The organism is Yeosuana aromativorans (assembly GCF_014646655.1).
Classification (GTDB): domain Bacteria; phylum Bacteroidota; class Bacteroidia; order Flavobacteriales; family Flavobacteriaceae; genus Yeosuana; species Yeosuana aromativorans.
This window is the reverse complement of the sequence record NZ_BMNR01000003.1, coordinates 269,204-286,832: the sequence shown is the minus strand read 5'-3', so window position 1 is coordinate 286,832 and position 17,629 is coordinate 269,204. Positions and strand designations below refer to the sequence as shown.

The window sequence follows — 17,629 nt, the reverse complement described above, 5'->3', positions numbered from 1 at the left end:
CTATGAATATAGCTTTAAATATAACGCAAACATTCCAAGATTGGTTGGTGGGCTTTATGCCAGAAGGAGCAGCAAGCATTACAGCCATGGTAATTGTTGCGGTCATTTACTTAATGATTTTTGCAGTGGCCGGATTGTACCTTGTATTGTTAGAACGCCGCGTGGCCGCTTGGTTTCAATTACGTTTAGGTCCAAATAGAGTAGGGTTTCAAGGCTTATTGCAAACCATGGCCGATGCTTTGAAATTGGTTTCAAAAGAATTAACAGGTACCGATAGAGCTGATAAATTTTTATACAATTTGGCACCTTATTTTGTGATTATTACATCGTTAATGGCACTTGGTATATTCCCTTTCACACAAGGATTTCAAGCTTTCGATATTAATATTGGCATTTTCTTTTTAATAGCTATATCGTCTATTGGTGTCATTGGTATTTTATTGGCAGGTTGGAGTAGCAATAACAAGTTTGCTTTAATTGGTGCTATGCGTAGTGGCGTGCAAACCATTAGTTATGAATTATCCATTGGGCTGTCATTATTGACTATGGTGTTATTGACCGGCTCGCTACAGCTTTCAGAGATTGTGGAAACTCAAAAACACGGGTGGCTTATTGTTCAAGGGCATGTACCAGCTATTATTGCCTTTATGATTTATATGATTGCTGGAACGGCAGAAACAAACCGAGCACCGTTTGATATGGTTGAAGCCGAATCTGAACTTGGGGCAGGGTTTCACACCGAGTACTCAGGAATGAAGTTTGCCTACTTCTTTTTAGCAGAATTTATAAACATGTTTATCATAGCATGTATAGCAACAACCGTCTTTTTTGGAGCGTGGTTGTCACCTTTCGGAATAACCGAATCACTGCCTTGGTTAGGTGTGTTTTGGTTTTTATTAAAAGCATTGATTTTGGTGTTTTTAATGATGTGGTTTAGATGGACATTCCCACGATTGCGTATTGATCAGTTGCTAAGTTTAGAGTGGAAATATTTGTTGCCAATTAACCTTATAAATATCATGCTTATGGCATTTTTGGTTTGGCAAAAATTAACAATTCAGTTTTAAGTTATGAGCTATCTTTCAAATATATATAACGGAATTAAAACCTTGCTCACAGGGATGAGCGTAACGGGCAAGTACTTTTTAAACGCTAGAAAAGGAGCCATTACGCAGCAGTATCCGGATAATAGGGCAACCCTAAAAATGTTTGATAGGTTTAGGGGTGAAGTTATTATGCCGCATGACGAAAATAACGAGCATGCCTGTACAGGATGTCAAAAATGCGAATTAGCATGCCCTAATGGAACCATTGAAATTATTTGGGATAGAGGGATTGATGAGGTAACGGGTAAAAAGAAAAAAAAGATAGACAAATTTGTGTACCATTTAAGCATGTGCACCATGTGTGGTCTGTGCATTGATGCTTGCCCAACAGATGCCATTAAATGGGGACAGAACTTTGAGAATTCTGTATATGACAGAACAGCACTAACAAGAGTTTTAAATAAACCGGGTTCTAAAGTTAGAGCAGGAATAGAAGATTAAGCATATGGAAAGAATCATATTTTATATCATAGCCTTCATAATCATTGTGTTTGCAATGGCATCAGTTAGCAGTCGTAAAATGCTTCGATCTGTTATTTATCTATTGTTTGTTTTATGTGGCATTGCAGGTATTTATTTTTTAATTGATTACAACTTTTTGGCTGCTATTCAACTCACCGTATATGCGGGTGGCATCATTGTACTGATTATATTTTCTGTATTACTGGTACACCATATTGAAATGGAACTGGAGATGGCAAAACCATTAAGAAAAATTCTTACTGCTTTGTTGTGTATGCTAGGTCTGGGTGTGTTCCTATATACCATATATAATAATCATTTTAATGTAGTCGACAATCAAGTAACAACCACAACGGCTGATATTGGTAGCAAACTGTTAAGTTACGATGCTGGTGGATTTATTCTGCCATTTGAAGTAGTGAGTGTGCTACTGTTAGCCGCTATGGTTGGAGCCATCGTCATTGCAAAAGGGAAAAAACTAACAGATAATAATGATACTGAATTATGATTGCAGGCATTAGTATATACGAGATTTTAACGGTAACATCTATTTTGTTTTTTATTGGTGTTTACGGTTTCATTACAAGAAAAAACCTTATTTCAGTATTGATTTCCATTGAATTGATATTGAATGCATCGGTGGTAAATTTTGTGGTCATCAACAAATATCTATACCCCGATATGTTACAGGGTGTCATTTTCGCCATTTTTATTATAGCAGTTGCTGCGGCCGAGACCGCCTTGGCTGTTTCTATTATAATTAATCTTTACAGACAGATTAGTTCCGTTGAGGTTAAAGACACTGAAGTCATGAAATATTAATAGCTTGGATTATGAACATTAGTTACACGATATTAATTCCTTTAATTCCACTAGCAGTATTTTTATTGTTGGGTCTTAATAGCAAACGAATAAAACCCGCTATTTCTGGGTATATTGGCGTTCTTGGATTATCCATTTCTGCAGCATTATCATTTTATACAGCGTATCAATATTTTTTTGTTAACGGAAAAGTAGATGGTGTTTACCAAACCTTTGTAAACAAAAGCGTTTGGATGCACTTTACTGAAACCTTACATATTGATATGGGCGTGTTGATTGATCCTATTTCGGTCATGATGCTTATTGTGGTATCCATAGTATCCTTAATGGTGCATATTTACAGTAGGGGTTATATGAAAGGCGATGATGGATATACCCGGTTTTTTGCTTATCTGTCATTGTTTACTTTCTCTATGTACGGATTGGTATTGGCAACAAACCTATTTCAAATTTATATCTTTTGGGAATTGGTGGGTGTGTCGTCGTTTTTGTTAATAGGCTATTATTACACAAAACCATCAGCGGTTTCAGCTGCTAAAAAAGCATTTATCGTCACCAGGTTTGCCGATTTAGGATTCCTTATCGGAATCTTGATTATGGGTTATTTTGCAGGTACATATGATTTTGAAACCTTAAATAACCCAGAGGGTAGCGTTATTTTAAGCTGGGCCTCAACCTCGTTTATGGGGCTTTCAGTGATCACTTGGGCATTACTATTGATATTTATGGGTGGTGCTGGTAAGTCGGCCATGTTCCCTTTACATATTTGGCTACCCGATGCCATGGAAGGTCCTACGCCTGTGTCGGCCTTAATTCACGCGGCAACAATGGTTGTGGCCGGTGTGTATTTGGTGGCAAGACTATTTCCTATGTTCTATTTTGTTGAACACGGATTTGCATTGAACGTTGTAGCCTATATAGGTGCTTTTTCATCATTGTTTGCGGCCATTATTGCCATCACACAAACCGATATCAAGCGCGTATTGGCATTTTCAACCATGTCTCAAATAGGCTATATGATGTTGGCCTTAGGTGTGTCCGGTTATGATGGTCATGAAGGCGTTGGGTATATGGCGTCCATGTTCCATTTGTTTACGCACGCCATGTTTAAGGCCTTGTTGTTCTTAGGTGCTGGTTCTGTTATTCATGCGGTTCACAGTAATTATTTAAAAGATATGGGCGGATTGCGCAAGTACATGCCTATTACCAATATCACGTTTTTAATTGCCGCTTTGGCTATTTCAGGAGTACCACCATTTGCAGGATTCTGGAGTAAGGATGAAATATTGGTAGCTGCTTTTGAGCACAATATGCTTATTTATTACGTTGGTGTATTTGTAGCTGGGCTTACAGCCTTTTACATGTTCAGACTTTACTTTGGAATATTCTGGGGAAAAGAACAAACCTATAAGCATCCACCTCATGAATCTCCTATATCCATGACATTTCCGTTATTGGTTTTAGCGCTGTTAAGTGTTGTGGGAGGCTTTATACCTTTTGGTGAATTTGTGTCTGCCGATAGAATGGGGTTTGAAGGCCATTTAAACTATCCGTTAGCCGCTATTGCTACAGGAGTAGGCTTAGTAGGAATCCTATTGGCATGGGTATTCTATAAAAAAGAAAACAGTTTATCAGATATTTATGCAAAAGCATTTGGACCATTTTACAAATGGACAAGTGATAAATTTTATTTTGATGAAATATATCTATTTGTAACAAAGAAGATTTTGTTCAATGGTGTTTCAAGACCTTTTGCATGGTTTGATAGAAACGTGGTAGATGGAACCATGAATTTAATAGGTAATTCAACAGTGAAAACTTCAAACAAGATAAAAGGATTGCAATCTGGTAAATTTCAGGATTATGCCTTTTCATTTGTTATGGGAGCTGTCATCATAGCATTAGTGTTTATTTATTTATGGACAAATTAAATTAATATGGATATTCTAACTCTTTTTATAATAGTACCTATACTAACTGTTTTAGTTTTAGTTTTTTCTAAAGGTTTGGAACGTGCACGAGTAGTTTCCATGATTGGAAGCCTTATTCAACTGGGCATGGCCATAAATTTAATGTTCGCCTATTTTAAAGAACGTGCTGTTAATGATAGTATCATGGTTTTTACCAAAGACCTGGTCTGGTTTAAAAATTTCAATATCCACTATAATATTGGGGTGGATGGTATTTCAGTAGCCTTAATATTATTGACTGCCATTGTAGTGCTTGCCGGCGTGTTTATTTCATGGAAAATGAAAGAACTGCCCAAAGAATTTTTTATATCACTTATTGTGCTTTCACTAGGGGTTTACGGGGTGTTTATTTCTATCGATTTGTTTACCTTATTTGTCTTTTTTGAAATAGCCGTAATCCCTATGTATTTGTTGATTGGTATTTGGGGTTCAGGCCCAAGGGAATATTCGGCCATGAAGCTAACGCTAATGTTAATGGGTGCCTCGGCTGTTTTATTGGTTGGTATTTTAGGTATCTACTTCAATTCAAACGCAGATGGCGGTCCATTAACCTTTAACATATTGGATATTGCTCAAGTGCATATTCCATTGGCGGCACAAAAACTATTTTTCCCATTTGTGTTTATCGGCTTTGCAGTCATAAGTGCCTTGTTTCCATTCCATACGTGGTCACCAGATGGTCATGCGTCTGCGCCAACAGCCGTGTCAATGTTACATGCAGGTGTGTTGATGAAATTGGGTGGTTATGGTGTGTTTAGAGTCGCTATGTTTCTATTGCCTGCCGGAGCTTTGCATTGGTCTTGGTTCTTTATCATTTTAGCAGCTATTGGTGTGGTGTACGGAGCTTTTTCGGCCATCAGGCAAACCGATTTAAAATATATCAACGCATACGCATCGGTAAGCCATTTAGGTTTGGTGTTGTTCGCGTTGTTAACGCTTAATAAAATTGCGTGGAATGGAGCCATTATCCAATCATTGTCACATGGATTATTAACCGCCTTGTTCTTTGCCCTGATAGGCATGATTTACGGTAGAACCCATACGCGTGATATTAGTAAGCTAGGAGGCATGATGAAAATATTGCCTTTTATTGGTGCTATTTATGTGATTACTGGATTGGCGTATTTAGGATTGCCTGGATTTAGTGGATTTGTTGCTGAAATGAACATTTTTGTAGGGGCATTTCAGCAGAATGCTGATACGTTCAATAGAGTTCTTACCATACTGGTTGTGTCTTCTATCGTGGTGACCTCGGTCTATATTTTAAGATTGGTTGGAAAAATAATGATGGGGCCGTTGGAAACCAATGAGGTAAATGATTTGCCAAAGGCAACCTGGTATGAAAAAACAGGAATTTTATTATTGATGATTCCAGTTATTGGAATAGGTGTAGCACCATTCTGGCTAAGCGATATGATTATGAAAAGTTTAGAACCTTTCATTCATGGCGTATTATAATATTTAAATAAAAAACCAACATGAATTTTAGTAGCTTTTTATTGATGCGGCAAGAGATTATACTTCTAACAATTATACTATTGTTGGTAACAGCTGAAATATCCATCTCAAAAACCAAAAAACACAGTATTGTTCATTTGGCTATTTTCTTATTTGGAATCCATACCCTTGTTGGGTTTTTTCCAACAGATACAGGCAGTTTGTTTGGAGGGATGTTCCACACCAATGCGTTGATACATTTCTTTAAAAATGTGCTCAATGTGGGCGTTTTGATATTGTTGCTGCAATCGGCTGATTGGATACAAGAAAAAATAGTAGCTCAACACAGAGGGACCGAATTTTTCATACTCTTGTTTTCATCCTTGTTTGGAATGTATTTTATGATTTCGGCTGGTGACTTCTTAATGTTTTATTTAGGATTGGAATTGTCTACATTACCTGTTGCTGCTTTGGCTGCTTTTGAAGTAACCAAAAGAATATCCAGTGAAGCAGGCATTAAGTTGATTTTGTCTGCAGCGTTGGCATCTGGTGTCGCGTTGTTTGGAATTTCCATGTTGTATGCTACCTCAGGATCTATCTATTTTGATGATGTAATCAAAATGATTGCTTCAACAAACTTAACCTTATTAGGAACGGTATTGTTCTTTACAGGATTGGCCTTTAAAATATCCTTGGTACCATTCCATTTCTGGACAGCCGATGTGTATGAAGGTGCACCTATCAGTGTGGCGTCTTATTTATCGGTTATCTCAAAAGGAGCAGCTGTCTTTATACTCATGATTTTATTGTTCACGGTTTTTAAAACATTGATGCCTGTTTGGGAAAACATCATTTACATAGTGGCTTTGGCTACTATGTTCACCGGTAACTTATTCGCATTGCGACAACAAAACATGAAACGCTTTTTGGCATTTTCATCCATAGCACAAGCCGGATTTATATTATTGGGATTAATGGCTGGCAACCAATTAGGAACGGCTACCATTATTTACTTTGTCATGATTTATATTTTTTCAAATTTAGCTGCCTTTGGCGTGGTTCAAGCCATTTCATTACAAACAGGAAAAGAAAACATGACTGATTATGAGGGCTTGTATCGAACCAATCCTAACTTGAGTTTGGTTATGATGTTGGGACTGTTTTCACTGGCAGGTATTCCACCTGTTGCCGGTTTTTTTGGTAAATTTTTCTTGTTCACCGCAGCTGCTAGCAAAGGCTATTATCTCTTGGTATTTTTAGCGGTTGTTAATGTGACCATTTCATTGTACTATTATTTATTAGTAGTGCGTGCCATGTTTTTAAGAACCAGCGATCAGGCCATTCCATATTTTAAAAACAAGCTGTATATGCGGTTAGGGCTTATGGTGACCGTTATAGGTATTTTGGTTTTAGGGTTGTATAGTCCGTTGTACGATTATATTTTTGAACTGAGTAAACATTTAAATTAATACGTTATGCCATTATCAGGAAGTCATATGTTTGGAAGTATAGAGGAAACACGGGTTACGTTTGTTGAAAAAGGCGTATCTGAAGACCGAAAAGAGTTTCTTAAAAAGCTATTGGAGCATAACGGATTTGAGGTTATTGTTCAAGAAGATAAAAAGAAAGCAGAGGAAGATCCGCAATTATATACTGTTGCGGTAACTGATATGGTTTTCAATCCCACTATTTGGGTGTACCAAAGAAAGCTTAAAACCTTTGATGGCCGTAAAGTCAATCAAGATTATTGGGAGCAACGTACTGAAGATACCAAACCTCAATACTGGAACAACGGTAAAAAGTAATCAATCTTAATATTTTTATATTAAATTGAGAAAAGGGCATTATGCCCTTATTTTTTTGTCTTTATCGAATAAACCTAGTAATCCTATTAATTTAATAGGATTTAATTTGTGTTATTAAAAAAATTAGTTTTATTTTTGCTGCTCTTTCTTAAAATATTTAAGAAATGAACGAGCTATAACATAATCAAAACCCTGAAAGACCTATTTAAATGCAAGATATTACCATTAAAATAAAGGATAGAAACGGAAATGAGCATCAAGTGTTGGCCCCAACCGATATGGCCATGAACCTTATGGAAGTGGTTCGTTCTTATGAATTGGCACCAGAAGGCACTATAGGAGTTTGTGGAGGTATGGCCATGTGCGCCTCTTGTCAATGTTATATTTTAAGTAATACCGAATTGCCCGACATACAGGATGAGGAGGATGCGATGCTATCTGAAGCGTTTTATGTGAAACAAAATAGTAGATTGGGTTGTCAAATACCAATTACGCCAGAGCTTCACGGTTTGGAAGTAGAACTGGCACCTGAGAGTTAATCGGTTTTATAGTCAATGATTTTTTTTGGTCCTTCGAGTACATTTCTTACTATTTGAAGAAATCCATTGTCGGTGGTATCAATTTGCCATTTAATCAGTGAAATTTCACCGTTTTCAATTTCAATACCGGTAATACTTCTGGGATGTACACAACTGCCGTCATTAAAAAAGGCTATATCGCCCGGTTCAGAAAAACGGGGTCTGTGTGTATGCCCAACAACGGTAATGACATTGTTGTTTTCTGTAATCCATTTTTTGATTCGGCGCTCCACTTTAATGAGTTCCTTATAGTTTTTGGCAGGGCTTGTTGGATCTGCAATCCCCATGACGTTTAAAGGTTTCCAAAGAATACGCACCATAAATCGGCTCCATTTCCAGAACAAATAATTCCACATATCAGCTTGGTGGCCATGCGTTAAAAACAACTCTTGATGCGTATCGGTATGTTTCAAAATAATGCCTTCGTTATATTGAATCCCTTTGAACAATTCAACATCTTCGCCTGTTTTTACATCAAAATAAGTTGAAAGCGTCTTAGTCACATAATTAGGGTTTTTATAAACCATATCATGATTTCCCCAAATAACGTGTAGTCTTTGTTCTTTATAAAATTCCTTCATCAATAAATACACATTTTTATGGGCCTCAAAAATAGATTTGAACGATAGGTTTTCCCATAGCTCATCACCATCACCAATTTCACAGTAAATAAATCCGTTGTTGTAATAATGCTTTAAGGCATGGTAATAAATGTTTCTATTATTGGCAAAGTCATCAGCAAAACTATTATCACCTCTATGGCAATCACTGAACAAAATGAATTTTGAGGTATCATTAAAGGGAATGACCTTGGCTGTTTTGAAAGCGTTGTCTAATCGTTTTCTAGATGAAAGCATAAGGTAAATGTAACAAAAAAAGCGTTTCAGATAGAAACACTTTATATTCAAATCGAATTGAGGATTAATATTTTAATCATTTAATTTTTGTATGGATATGGGCAGCAGTTTTTCAACAAAAAATGAATAGGCAAGGACAGATGGGTGTAATCTATCTGAGGCCACTAAATCCGGGTTGACTAACCCTAATCGTGTAATATCAGTGATATTGACAAAGGTGATGTTATTTTGGTCACAATAATTTTTAGCAAATGCATTGTAGGTGTCTATCTCCTTTGAAATGGTTTCGTTTCCATTTCCGTAAGGTGTGTAGGCGTAATCTGGAATGGATATAACAATCACATTGGTTTTGTCGCCTTTGGCCAAATTTATAGATGTGTTTACTAATTGCGGAAATTCAGTTTGGTACTCTGAAAATGGTTTTCTTTGATATTGGTTGTTAACCCCAATGAGAAGCGTTACCAAATCAAAATTATTCTGTAGGGTTTCAGATGCAATACCATTGATGAGATTGGACGTTGTCCATCCTGTTCTGGCTATTATCTTTAAATTAAAAGTGTAGTTACTGCCATAATGTGTAATTAAACTATCCTTCAACTGTTCTGGAAACCGACAGGTTTCACAAACACTTTCACCAATAGTGTAACTATCACCAAGTGACAATAGTTGAATGTTCTTAATACTTGGTTCCGGATTATTTACTGGAGGCTGATTATTAGTATTGTCAGTTATGGTCGTGTTGGGTTTGGGTGTATTATCTTCACTGACATTACAAGAAAAAATAACAGAAATGGAAAGCATTAAAAGGTAGGTTGACAACAATGTTTTCATTTGTAGCAATTTATTTTTGCTTAAAAATAAAAAATGCTTCCTAAAATTAGAAAGCATTTGTATAGGTTTTTTCTATTAAGTAATTTATTTAAAGGCATTTAACCCTGTAATGTCCAAACCGGTTATCAGCAAATGAATATCATGGGTACCCTCGTAGGTAATCACACTTTCCAGGTTCATGGAATGGCGCATTATACTATATTCTCCGGTAATGCCCATACCACCTAACATTTGCCTGGCTTCACGGGCAATATTTATGGCCATATCCACATTATTACGTTTAGCCATGGATATCTGTGCAGAGGTGGCTTTGCCATCATTACGCAAGCTTCCCAAGCGCCAAGTCAACAATTGGGCTTTGGTAATCTCGGTAATCATTTCGGCCAGTTTTTTTTGTTGTAGTTGAAATTGCCCAATGGGTTTTCCAAATTGCATGCGTTCTTTACTGTATCTCAATGCTGTGTCATAGCAATCCATGGCAGCACCAATAGCACCCCAAGCAATACCATATCGAGCTGAATCCAAGCACCCAAGAGGTGCGCCTAAGCCCGATTTATTGGGCAATAAATTTTCCTTTGGAACTTTGACGTTATCAAAAATAAGTTCACCTGTTGAACTGGCCCTAAGCGACCATTTGTTATGGGTTTCTGGTGTTGTAAAGCCTTCCATGCCTCGTTCTACAAGCAATCCGTGAATACGTCCGCTTTCATCTTTGGCCCAAACCACAGCCACTTGAGCAAATGGCGCATTTGATATCCACATTTTGGCGCCGTTCAATAAATAATGGTCGCCTTTGTCCTTAAAATTTGTGGTCATGCCACCAGGATTACTTCCATGGTCGGGCTCGGTCAATCCAAAGCAGCCCATCCATTCGCCACTAGCCAGTTTTGGAAGGTATTTTTGGCGTTGTGCTTCAGTGCCATATTTCCAGATAGGATACATTACTAAAGACGATTGTACCGACGCTGTACTTCTAATACCAGAATCACCCCGCTCAATTTCCTGCATGATCAATCCATAGGAAATTTGATCTAAGCCAGCACCACCATATTCCATGGGAATGTATGGTCCGAAGGCTCCAATGTCTGCCAAACCACTTATAATCTGTTCAGGAAACTCTGCTTTTTGCGCATACTCCTCGATGATAGGTGATACCTCACGCTTTACCCATTCCCTGGCGGCACTACGGACTAATTTATGTTCTTCGGTTAATAGCTCATCTAAATTATAATAATCAGGTGCTTCAAATAAATCTGGTTTCATGCTATATGGTTTGATAATGAATGCATAATTCTGAAAATATATACGCTTTTTTTATTAAAAACGTAACAGATTTCAAATTTAACTAAAGCAAGTGAATTTTATGTAAATAAACAAGGAAATAATTGAAGAATTTATCGATTTAAAAATTCAGCAAGTAAGCGGTGGAAATGATGCACGCCTTGTTCTCTAGTTGGTGAAAATCGGCCTGCTTTATAAAACGAGGAACGAACACCTTTTTGGACGTTTTCGACAATGTCCTCATCCTCTTGTTCCACTTTATCCAAACCGCTGCCAGCGCCTTTATTTAATTTATCTGCATCGTATACATAGGATATAAACGACACCTTGGTTTTATTGATGTTGATAGGCTGAACAATGTTGATGGATAATCCCCACGGATAAAAATTGAACATCATGTTTGGAAATATCCAATAGTAATAGGCCGCCACGTTCTTGCCATAATCTGGATGGCCTTTAGGCAAATCAAAAACGGTTTCGGTATCTTCAGTATATCCAATTTGAAGATTGCAATGCTCATACACCTCGGTTTTGTAGCTGCAATAATCCAATACCGCATTGAGATCTTTATGAACAAACGGAACATGAAAACCTTCCAGATAATTATCACAATACAATGCCCAATGAGCATCAACCACAAAGTCTTTTTGTATCGAGGAATCTAGCTTAAATTCACTTAAAGGTAAAAATCCTATCCGTTCGTTCATTTTGTCAATAACCTGCTGAAAATCAAAAGCAGGATTTAAACCTGCAAATAACAAAGGGCCCCATTGTTTCAAAGGAAATACATGAAGGTTGTCACAGCTACGCGGAAAATCCTGGGTCTTTTCAAACTCTGGCATGTGTTCAAAAACACCTTTTAAGTTGAATCGTCTACCATGATAAGAACAGGTTAGTTTTTTTGAAATACCCGCATTTAAAGCCACCAAATTCCCGCGATGTGTACAAACGTTGGTCAAGCAAGATATTGAGTTGTCAACATCCTTGGTTAAAAGCATAGGCTCTGTTAAATAACCGTCAAGCAATACAAATGGATAGGTAGATTGTTTTAATGAAACCAAACTTTCATCACCGATCCATTGCCATGATTTTAAAAATACGGTTTCTTTTAAAACCTCAAAAAGTGTCTCATCCTTATAAAAGGAAGCAGGAAGTGTTTCTGCTTTTGAAATATCCGGGTGTATGTAAAAATTGTATGACATATACTTTTTAATTGTATATTTAACGGCCTTGTAATTTACACAATTAAAACTTATCTCCTTTTAAAACTTCTTGCATGAATTCAAAACCACAAAAAATTGGTTTAATAACAACCACATCACTGGTTATAGGAAATATGATAGGTGTCGGCATATTTGTTTTACCTGCCGCTTTAGCTAAATATGGAAGTATCAGTCTGCTTGGGTGGGTGTTTACTGCAGCTGGAGCGCTCATATTGGCCAAGATATTCAGTAATTTAAGTAAAATAGTCGTTAATAAAAGTGGTGGGCCTTATGCTTACACCAGAGAAGGTTTTGGTGATTTTATTGGGTTCTTAATGGCCTGGGGCTATTGGGTTTCTTGCTGGGTAGGTAATGGTGCCATTGCCATTGCCATTGTAGGTGCTTTAAGTTTCTTTTTCCCAGTTTTGGAAACCAATTCGTTGTATTCTGTTAGTATTGGACTTTCCTTAATATGGCTTTTTACATGGATAAACACCAGAGGTATAAAAGAATCGGGCGTTGTACAAGTTGTAACAACAGTTTTAAAACTATTGCCTTTGGCCTTTGTTATTATTGTCGGTATTTTCTTTTTTGACTTTCATAATTTTCCAGAATTTAATTTAACAGGTAATGGGGATTTTGCTACATTTCCTGTAGTGGCCGCTTTAACATTGTATGCTTTTATTGGTATTGAATGTGCCACCATTCCTGCTGAAAATGTAGAAAATGCTGAAGTTGTTGTTTCCAAAGCCACGATGTTTGGTACCATATTAACGGCTATTGTATATATCTTGGCCACAATCGTTCTTTTTGGCATATTGCCAACAGATATCTTGCAGAATTCCCCCGCGCCATTTGCACAGGCTGCAAGACTTATTTCAGGTGATTTTGGTGGCTATTTTGTTGCAGTTGGGGTTATTATATCTGGAATAGGCGTTTTAAATGGCTGGATATTGATTACAGGGCAATTGCCTATGGCCACGGCAAAAGACAATTTGTTCCCTAAAATGTTTAAAAAGGAAAATAAAAAAGGAGCACCGGTCTTTGGGTTGATTATTGGTGGGCTATTATCTACGGCTGTTATGCTCATGAATTTTACTAAAGGACTTGTAGATCAGTTTCAAACCATTGTTGAAATTGTTGTGTTTGTTGCTCTATTGCCTTATTTACTAACATCAGCAGCCTATGTTTTAATAATTATTGAGAAAAAATTACACGCCAATAGTTGGGTAAAAACCTTTGTTTTAGGCGGTTTGGGATTTGCTTTTTCGCTTTGGGCAATTTTTGGGTCTGGTCCAGAAACGGTTTTTTATGGCTTTATGTTGTTGCTCTTGGGCATTCCGTTTTATCTGGTTATGCAATACAATAAAAGGAATAAATAACTACATGTTTAAGTAGAAATCTTTTGTGAGATTGATATAATCTTCTGTGTATTGGTGACGGGCTGTTTCAATTACCAACTCTTGTGTTTCTATCGCGCTTTCACGGAAAGAAAATTCCAAAAGACTTCGTTTGGTTTCGGAAGTTGGTGCGCCTTTAACATAAAGCATTCTGTTAAGAAACAGTTTAAATTTTGAAGCCAAAGCAATAAAGGTTTTTTCTTCCTTAAAAGGAATAATAACCGAAAAGACCCCTTCTTTTGAGAGTAATTTTGAAACACTGTCCAGTAAATGTTCAAACGGCAACGCATCAGAAAAGCGAGCCATATCACGTTTCCCATTGTCTGTTTTATAATCTTCAGAATAAAACGGCGGGTTTGAAATAATCAAGTCATACTGGTCTTCAAACTCATCAACAAGCTCTTCCAAAGCGGCATGGTAACAAAACAAACGATCACCCCAAGGGGATTGTTCAAAATTGTCTACGCATTGCTCATAGGCATCCTCATCAATTTCTATGGCATCAATAAGTTCTGCAGCGCTTCGTTGGGCTAACATCAGGGCTAAAATGCCAGTTCCTGCACCAATATCCAATATGGATTTTGGATTGGTTTTCAATGAAGTCCAAGCGCCCAATAACACCGAATCGGTACCAATTTTCATAGCGCAACGGTCTTGGTTTACACTGAATTGTTTGAAAATAAATGGTTTGTTAGACATGGCTTGGTTTTTTAATAATGATATTGCTAAAAAGTTATAATTTCTATAAAACTATGTTAAAAATAATACTATTTGGAGTCCAATTTGAGTTATATATACGTAAATAATAATATTCAAAGTGATAAACTAAAAAAAAAGACATGAAACATTTGGGAAAAATTTTTAGGATGCTAAACGAATTATTGATTATGAATCATGAGATTGAAATAATTTATCTAGAAGCTCATGATATAGTAAATGATGAAGATTTAAAGACATTTTTTAGAGAAAGAAATTTTGAAAGAAATGAATTTGGGAGAGCCTTAAAGAAAGAAGTGGTTAAACTTGGGGACAGCCCAAAAGGATTAAATGAGTTAAGTGATAGGTATTATAAGGGCTGGATGAAGTTTAAGAAATTGCTTGATACAAATAATGAATTTGAGCTATTAAATGAAATTAGCAAGATAAAAAGGCTGAATATTGCAGCTTACAATAAACTTTTGCAAGAGAGAAACTTATCATTGTCACTTTGTAAATTATTGGTAAAACAAAGGGATAATGTTCAAATGTCTTTAAATGAATTGCGAACTAAAAATGCAATCGTCGTTTAATGGATTTTAATTAGTCTCAAAAGCGCAAAAGCCGACTTTAGGGGTCGGCTTTTGCGCTTTAAATTATAAGTATAAATCAATCAGACCCTCAGGAGTTTCAACAACAATGGTTTTGTTTTTTCTGTCAACGGTTTTAATAAATTTATCATTCACAGGAATTAGGATTTCCTTGCCATCCCTTTCTATTTCAAACAAAGCTTGCGCTGTTGAATCATTAACTCCTATAATGGTTCCCACAGGACCAAAATGTTCATCGGTAATGGCAAACCCTATAACTTCATGAAAATAAAATTTGTTGCCTTCTAGTTTTGGTAAAAACTCAAGAGGCAGATACACATCGCTTTTCAACAGGGAATCGGCATCACTCTCGCTTGTGACGTCTTCAAATTGAACCCGCAACAAATCAGATTTATGGAATTGCGAACTTTCTATGAAAAAGGGGATAAAGGTATTTCTATAATCAATAAACACGGCTTCCAGGTTTTCATATAACTCAGGTTGGTCCGTGTCCAGTTTAATGAGTAACTCCCCATTAAAGCTGTATTTTCTAACAATTTTGCCCAGATAAAAGCAATCTTCTTTTTTCACACGTTTAAATTTTATTAATTAACTGACATATAAAATAATTAAAAAATTGAGAACGTGTGGAACCACTGCGTTCTTCCATTAAAAATTTTTACAGTCACTTTTGCGAATATATTTTTAAAATTTTTAATGTTCGTTTCATGTTTTTTAAAATAAAAAAACTCCGATAAGAGTATATCGGAGTTTAAAAGTATAAAAAAAATATTTTTATTCTTCTTTTGTTTCAGGAGTCTCTTCGGCTGCAGTTTCGGTAGCTTCTTCAGATACTTCTTCAACGGTTTCTTCGGCAGCGGCTTCAGTTTCTTCAGTTGCAGCTTCTTCAGCTACTTCTTCTTCAACAGCAGCGGCAGCTCTAGCTTCATTAACAGCTTTTTCAGCTTCTAAAGCTTTGGCTTTGGCTTCTTCTTTAGCTTTGGCTAAACTATCAGCTTTGGCAACAACTTTAGAGCCTTTTTCTTCTAACCAAGCATTGAATTTAGCTTCAGCTTGCTCTTCAGTTAAAGCTCCTTTTCTAACGCCACCTGCAAGATGGTTTTTTAGTAAAGCGCCTTTGTAAGATAAAATAGCTCTTGCTGTGTCTGTTGGTTGCGCACCATTTTGTAACCATGTTACAGCACCATCAACGTTTAACTCAACAGTTGCTGGGTTTGTGTTTGGATTGTAGATACCTAATTTTTCTAAGTATTTACCATCGCGTTTTGAACGTGCATCGGCAGCAACGATCCAATAGTAAGGTTTCCCTTTTTTACCGTGTCTTTGTAATCTAATTTTTACTGGCATAATGATTAATTAAAGAGGTTCTCGACCTCGGTTATTAATGAGTGCGCAAAGATACTATATTTTTTTGATTTACAACACATTATTTTGTGATGAAAATTTGTCTTGAAATGCTGTTTTTTAGAATAACAAACAAACTGGTGAAGGTGCTTTTACAGAATGTAAAAATGTGAGCTTTCCAGTTGTCGTATCGATTTTAAAAACACTAATGTTATTGCTTTTTTTATTGGCTACCAGCAGAAACTGTCCCGTTGGGTCTAGCGTAAAATTTCTGGGCCAATCGCCATGAACAGACATGTTTTGTATTTTTTTGAGCGTTCCATCGGTTTTATTTCGTTTGAAAACAACAATGCTGTTTTCGCCTCTGTTTGAGCCATATAGAAATTGTTCGTTCTTGGATAAATGGATATCGGCACAAGCACTATAGTCTTTATAATCATCAGCTAAAGTGGAATAGTTATCTATAAGATTAAATTGACCATTTTTGTTTTTTACAGCGGTTATGGAATTGCCAAGTTCATTAATGATATAAATGAAGGTACCATTTTTTGTTATTGAAAAATGCCTTGGCCCTGATTTTTCAGGTATGTCAACAATGGAAGAAGATGATAATTTATAGGTGTTTGAATCCATATTTAATGAATATTGATAAACGGCATTCAGTCCTAAATCGGCTACAAACAAATTATTCTTAAAAAATTGTGCTGAATGAACATGTGACACCTGACCAGAGGTTTTATGGTCAAAAACTTGTGAGGCTTCATTGAGAGACCCATTGGCATTGATATTGTAAATAGAAAAGTTACCGCCAAGATAATTGGCCACTACTGCCTTATTTCCTGTTTTATTTGTTGCTACGTAACAAGGAGCACCACCATTACTGGGCACGCTGTTTATAAACTCAAGTAAGCCATTACTTAAAACTTTAAAGGAAGTGACAGTTCCGGTTTCACCTTCGCCCACGGCATAAATGTATGCTTTGTTTGGTGAATAGGTTATATATGATGGATTTTCAGTTTCGGCTGCGAGTTGAAAATCGGTCAATTCCCCGGTTTTGGTATTGAATTGTGCACGGTAGATGCCCTTGCTCTCACCATTGGTATAGGTTCCAATATACAAAGGGGTGTTTTGTGCTTTACAATTAAAAAGACTTACAAAAAGGCACAAAAAAAATAGTTTGAAATTCATAAATTTAAATTCTAAAGAATTCTAAAAGTATATTATTTC

General features: G+C 36.5%; 19 protein-coding genes. 11 read left to right on the top strand and 8 right to left on the bottom strand.

Annotated features, from left to right (window positions below):
* The first annotated feature begins 2 nt into the window (after positions 1–2).
* The 9 genes from nuoH to IEW94_RS08140 all read left to right on the top strand — a co-directional run bounded on the left by nuoH (position 3) and on the right by IEW94_RS08140 (position 8,141).
* Positions 3–1,067, top strand: a complete 1,065-nt coding sequence (gene nuoH, locus IEW94_RS08180) for an NADH-quinone oxidoreductase subunit NuoH (RefSeq protein WP_188651847.1) — start codon at positions 3–5, stop codon at positions 1,065–1,067.
* Between the two features lie 3 nt (positions 1,068–1,070).
* The gene (locus IEW94_RS08175; RefSeq protein WP_188651845.1) at positions 1,071–1,547 is read left to right on the top strand and encodes a 4Fe-4S binding protein; all 477 of its coding nucleotides are present in this window, start codon (positions 1,071–1,073) and stop codon (positions 1,545–1,547) included.
* Positions 1,548–1,551: 4 nt separating this feature from the next.
* The gene (locus IEW94_RS08170) at positions 1,552–2,076 is read left to right on the top strand and encodes an NADH-quinone oxidoreductase subunit J family protein (RefSeq protein ID WP_188651843.1); all 525 of its coding nucleotides are present in this window, start codon (positions 1,552–1,554) and stop codon (positions 2,074–2,076) included.
* A complete protein-coding gene (nuoK, locus tag IEW94_RS08165) occupies positions 2,073–2,390 on the top strand; it encodes an NADH-quinone oxidoreductase subunit NuoK (RefSeq protein WP_188651841.1) in 318 nt (105 codons plus the stop codon). The genes IEW94_RS08170 and nuoK overlap by 4 nt, the downstream gene beginning before the upstream one ends.
* Positions 2,391–2,401: 11 nt before the next feature.
* Complete coding sequence (gene nuoL, locus IEW94_RS08160; RefSeq protein ID WP_188651839.1) at positions 2,402–4,321, top strand: NADH-quinone oxidoreductase subunit L; 1,920 nt, start codon at positions 2,402–2,404, stop codon at positions 4,319–4,321.
* A 6-nt stretch (positions 4,322–4,327) separates the two neighbouring features.
* Positions 4,328–5,818: a complex I subunit 4 family protein gene (locus IEW94_RS08155; protein ID WP_188651837.1), complete on the top strand. Its 1,491-nt coding sequence runs from the start codon at positions 4,328–4,330 to the stop codon at positions 5,816–5,818.
* Positions 5,819–5,838: 20 nt separating this feature from the next.
* Positions 5,839–7,266 carry an NADH-quinone oxidoreductase subunit N gene (locus tag IEW94_RS08150; RefSeq protein WP_188651835.1) on the top strand — a complete coding sequence of 476 codons (1,428 nt, stop codon included), beginning with the start codon at positions 5,839–5,841 and terminating at the stop codon, positions 7,264–7,266.
* A gap of 6 nt (positions 7,267–7,272) precedes the next feature.
* Entirely contained in the window at positions 7,273–7,602 is a 330-nt protein-coding gene (locus IEW94_RS08145) for a hypothetical protein (protein WP_188651833.1), read from the top strand.
* A gap of 209 nt (positions 7,603–7,811) precedes the next feature.
* Positions 7,812–8,141, top strand: coding sequence for a 2Fe-2S iron-sulfur cluster-binding protein (locus IEW94_RS08140; RefSeq protein ID WP_188651831.1), 330 nt, complete (start codon positions 7,812–7,814; stop codon positions 8,139–8,141).
* Here the strand turns inward: IEW94_RS08140 and IEW94_RS08135 are convergent.
* The 4 genes from IEW94_RS08135 to IEW94_RS08120 form a co-directional block, all read right to left on the bottom strand.
* Positions 8,138–9,037: a metallophosphoesterase gene (locus IEW94_RS08135; protein ID WP_188651829.1), complete on the bottom strand. Its 900-nt coding sequence runs from the start codon at positions 9,035–9,037 to the stop codon at positions 8,138–8,140. The genes IEW94_RS08140 and IEW94_RS08135 overlap by 4 nt on opposite strands.
* 72 nt (positions 9,038–9,109) lie before the next feature.
* Positions 9,110–9,868 carry an SGNH/GDSL hydrolase family protein gene (locus IEW94_RS08130; RefSeq protein WP_188651827.1) on the bottom strand — a complete coding sequence of 253 codons (759 nt, stop codon included), beginning with the start codon at positions 9,866–9,868 and terminating at the stop codon, positions 9,110–9,112.
* 84 nt (positions 9,869–9,952) lie between these two features.
* Entirely contained in the window at positions 9,953–11,131 is a 1,179-nt protein-coding gene (locus tag IEW94_RS08125; protein WP_188651825.1) for an acyl-CoA dehydrogenase family protein, read from the bottom strand.
* Positions 11,132–11,262: 131 nt separating this feature from the next.
* Complete coding sequence (locus IEW94_RS08120; RefSeq protein ID WP_188651823.1) at positions 11,263–12,351, bottom strand: SRPBCC family protein; 1,089 nt, start codon at positions 12,349–12,351, stop codon at positions 11,263–11,265.
* 74 nt (positions 12,352–12,425) lie between these two features.
* Here IEW94_RS08120 and IEW94_RS08115 point away from each other — a divergent pair, with 74 nt between their 5' ends.
* On the top strand, positions 12,426–13,733 hold the full coding sequence (locus IEW94_RS08115; protein WP_188651821.1) for an amino acid permease: 1,308 nt from the start codon (positions 12,426–12,428) through the stop codon (positions 13,731–13,733).
* Here the strand turns inward: IEW94_RS08115 and IEW94_RS08110 are convergent, their stop codons facing one another.
* The gene (locus IEW94_RS08110) at positions 13,734–14,450 is read right to left on the bottom strand and encodes a tRNA1(Val) (adenine(37)-N6)-methyltransferase (RefSeq protein ID WP_188651819.1); all 717 of its coding nucleotides are present in this window, start codon (positions 14,448–14,450) and stop codon (positions 13,734–13,736) included.
* 140 nt (positions 14,451–14,590) lie between these two features.
* Between IEW94_RS08110 and IEW94_RS08105 the strand changes: the two genes are divergently transcribed.
* Positions 14,591–15,040 carry a PA2169 family four-helix-bundle protein gene (locus IEW94_RS08105; RefSeq protein WP_188651817.1) on the top strand — a complete coding sequence of 150 codons (450 nt, stop codon included), beginning with the start codon at positions 14,591–14,593 and terminating at the stop codon, positions 15,038–15,040.
* 63 nt (positions 15,041–15,103) lie between these two features.
* On the opposite strand, the gene rimM is transcribed toward IEW94_RS08105, so the two are convergent.
* The 3 genes from rimM to IEW94_RS08090 all read right to left on the bottom strand — a co-directional run bounded on the left by rimM (position 15,104) and on the right by IEW94_RS08090 (position 17,590).
* Positions 15,104–15,628: a ribosome maturation factor RimM gene (rimM, locus tag IEW94_RS08100; protein ID WP_188651814.1), complete on the bottom strand. Its 525-nt coding sequence runs from the start codon at positions 15,626–15,628 to the stop codon at positions 15,104–15,106.
* 204 nt (positions 15,629–15,832) lie between these two features.
* On the bottom strand, positions 15,833–16,405 hold the full coding sequence (locus IEW94_RS08095) for a 30S ribosomal protein S16 (RefSeq protein WP_188651812.1): 573 nt from the start codon (positions 16,403–16,405) through the stop codon (positions 15,833–15,835).
* Between the two features lie 117 nt (positions 16,406–16,522).
* Positions 16,523–17,590: a lactonase family protein gene (locus IEW94_RS08090; protein WP_188651811.1), complete on the bottom strand. Its 1,068-nt coding sequence runs from the start codon at positions 17,588–17,590 to the stop codon at positions 16,523–16,525.
* Positions 17,591–17,629 lie beyond the last annotated feature (39 nt).

Excerpts from the sequence above, each read along its gene's own strand:
- nuoH (WP_188651847.1), top strand. The coding sequence starts at position 3 with ATGAATATAGCTTTAAATATAACGCAAACATTCCAAGATTGGTTGGTG.
- IEW94_RS08175 (WP_188651845.1), top strand. The coding sequence starts at position 1,071 with ATGAGCTATCTTTCAAATATATATAACGGAATTAAAACCTTGCTCACA.
- IEW94_RS08170 (WP_188651843.1), top strand. The coding sequence starts at position 1,552 with ATGGAAAGAATCATATTTTATATCATAGCCTTCATAATCATTGTGTTT.
- nuoK (WP_188651841.1), top strand. The coding sequence starts at position 2,073 with ATGATTGCAGGCATTAGTATATACGAGATTTTAACGGTAACATCTATT.
- nuoL (WP_188651839.1), top strand. The coding sequence starts at position 2,402 with ATGAACATTAGTTACACGATATTAATTCCTTTAATTCCACTAGCAGTA.
- IEW94_RS08155 (WP_188651837.1), top strand. The coding sequence starts at position 4,328 with ATGGATATTCTAACTCTTTTTATAATAGTACCTATACTAACTGTTTTA.
- IEW94_RS08150 (WP_188651835.1), top strand. The coding sequence starts at position 5,839 with ATGAATTTTAGTAGCTTTTTATTGATGCGGCAAGAGATTATACTTCTA.
- IEW94_RS08145 (WP_188651833.1), top strand. The coding sequence starts at position 7,273 with ATGCCATTATCAGGAAGTCATATGTTTGGAAGTATAGAGGAAACACGG.
- IEW94_RS08140 (WP_188651831.1), top strand. The coding sequence starts at position 7,812 with ATGCAAGATATTACCATTAAAATAAAGGATAGAAACGGAAATGAGCAT.
- IEW94_RS08135 (WP_188651829.1), bottom strand. The coding sequence starts at position 9,037 with ATGCTTTCATCTAGAAAACGATTAGACAACGCTTTCAAAACAGCCAAG.
- IEW94_RS08130 (WP_188651827.1), bottom strand. The coding sequence starts at position 9,868 with ATGAAAACATTGTTGTCAACCTACCTTTTAATGCTTTCCATTTCTGTT.
- IEW94_RS08125 (WP_188651825.1), bottom strand. The coding sequence starts at position 11,131 with ATGAAACCAGATTTATTTGAAGCACCTGATTATTATAATTTAGATGAG.
- IEW94_RS08120 (WP_188651823.1), bottom strand. The coding sequence starts at position 12,351 with ATGTCATACAATTTTTACATACACCCGGATATTTCAAAAGCAGAAACA.
- IEW94_RS08115 (WP_188651821.1), top strand. The coding sequence starts at position 12,426 with ATGAATTCAAAACCACAAAAAATTGGTTTAATAACAACCACATCACTG.
- IEW94_RS08110 (WP_188651819.1), bottom strand. The coding sequence starts at position 14,450 with ATGTCTAACAAACCATTTATTTTCAAACAATTCAGTGTAAACCAAGAC.
- IEW94_RS08105 (WP_188651817.1), top strand. The coding sequence starts at position 14,591 with ATGAAACATTTGGGAAAAATTTTTAGGATGCTAAACGAATTATTGATT.
- IEW94_RS08095 (WP_188651812.1), bottom strand. The coding sequence starts at position 16,405 with ATGCCAGTAAAAATTAGATTACAAAGACACGGTAAAAAAGGGAAACCT.
- IEW94_RS08090 (WP_188651811.1), bottom strand. The coding sequence starts at position 17,590 with ATGAATTTCAAACTATTTTTTTTGTGCCTTTTTGTAAGTCTTTTTAAT.